This is a genomic window from Streptosporangium sp. NPDC000509 (assembly GCF_042898365.1).
Classification (GTDB): Bacteria; Actinomycetota; Actinomycetes; order Streptosporangiales; family Streptosporangiaceae; genus Streptosporangium.
In genome coordinates this window covers 1-1,295 of the sequence record NZ_JBIAYX010000047.1, presented here as the reverse complement: position 1 = coordinate 1,295, position 1,295 = coordinate 1, and the positions used below count along the sequence as shown (strand labels likewise).

3 protein-coding genes are annotated in these 1,295 nt (G+C 69.2%); all 3 read right to left on the bottom strand.

Annotated elements, in window-relative coordinates; genetic code table 11:
* Positions 1-438, bottom strand: a 438-nt coding sequence (locus ACFY3D_RS39505) for a dihydrofolate reductase family protein (RefSeq protein WP_389989652.1), incomplete at its 3' end; no start/stop codon positions are given.
* Entirely contained in the window at positions 435-911 is a 477-nt protein-coding gene (locus ACFY3D_RS39500) for an SRPBCC domain-containing protein (RefSeq protein ID WP_389989650.1), read from the bottom strand. The genes ACFY3D_RS39505 and ACFY3D_RS39500, both read right to left, overlap by 4 nt.
* Complete coding sequence (locus ACFY3D_RS39495; RefSeq protein WP_389989648.1) at positions 908-1,246, bottom strand: ArsR/SmtB family transcription factor; 339 nt, start codon at positions 1,244-1,246, stop codon at positions 908-910. Before ACFY3D_RS39495 ends, ACFY3D_RS39500 begins: the two co-directional genes overlap by 4 nt.
* Positions 1,247-1,295 lie beyond the last annotated feature (49 nt).

The following is a 1,295-nucleotide window of genomic DNA, read 5'->3' as shown; positions in this document are numbered from 1 at the left end:
GTCGACGAGGCCCGCCGCCAGCAGGGCGCCGCCGAGCCGGGCACTCCCGTGGATCTGGAGTTCCCTTCCTGGCCGCGCCTTGAGTTCCCCGACGGTCTGGATCGGGTCGCCGCGAAGCACGGTCGTCGGATGCCAGCTCCCTTCGGTGAGGGTGCTGGTCACCACGTACTTCGGCAGTGCGTTCATCCGCGCGGTGTACGGGTCGTCCGGGTCGGTGATCCGCGGCCAGTCCCGGGCGAACGCCTCGTAGGTTCGCCGCCCGAGCAACAGGCCGTCGGCGAGGTCCAGCCAGTCGGAGGTACGCCGGACGAAGAGTTCGTCCAGGTGGGGCACGAGCCAGCCGCCACGGGTGAAGGCGTCGCTCGTGTCCTCGGTCGGCGAGCCGGGCCCCTGGCTGACCCCGTCGAGGGTGACGAACTGGGTGAGAGCGATCCTCACCGTACGGCCTGGCTCTCCGCGACCACGGCGAGCTGCTTGACGACCGAGCCCACGCCGTCGAAGAAGCCGAGCTCCTCGTGACGGGCACGGGCGGCCGGATCACCGTGCCGGACGATCATCCGGTAGTCCGTGCCGTCCGGATGATCGCTCAGCGTGACCTCGGCTGTCATGAGCACCGGTGCGGGACTCGCGGGGCGCCAGGCGCTGTCGATCGCGTTCGTGTACACGATCCGCTCAAGCTCGTCGACGACGAGGAAGCTCGCGTCGAGGTGCGGGACGAAGCCGACCCCGTCCTCGCTCATTCGCGTCACGAGCGCGCCGCCGGGCCGGACGTCGAGGCGGTCGACGCGGCACACGGTCGGCGCCGGAACCCACCACTGCTCGAACAGGGACGGATCGGTCCACGCGCTCCACACCGCGGCGCGGGGAGCGCGGATGACCCGCTGCAGGAGCAGGTCGAGATCGGGGTTCACGGGTGTTTCTCCTTGAGATCGGTGACGAGGCGTTCGAGCCGGTCGGTGCGCTCTTCCCAGACCTGGCGCTGCTCTTCGAGCCAGCCGTCGACGAGGGCGAGACGGTCGCGGTTGAGCACGCAGGTGCGTACCCGGCCGAGCTTGACCGTGCGGATCAGGCCGTTCGCCTCCAGCGTCCGCACGTGCTTCATGAAGGAGGGAAGGGTCATCGGGAACTCGCGGGCGAGATCACCAACGCTCGTCGGACCGCGGCCGAGGCGTCGGATGACACCGCGCCGCGTCGGGTCGGCGAGAGCGACGAACACGCCGTCGAGCTCGGCCGAATACTGTGCCATGCGGCTAAGTATTGTCCGCCCCCAATACTTAGCGCAAGAGCAAAGTATT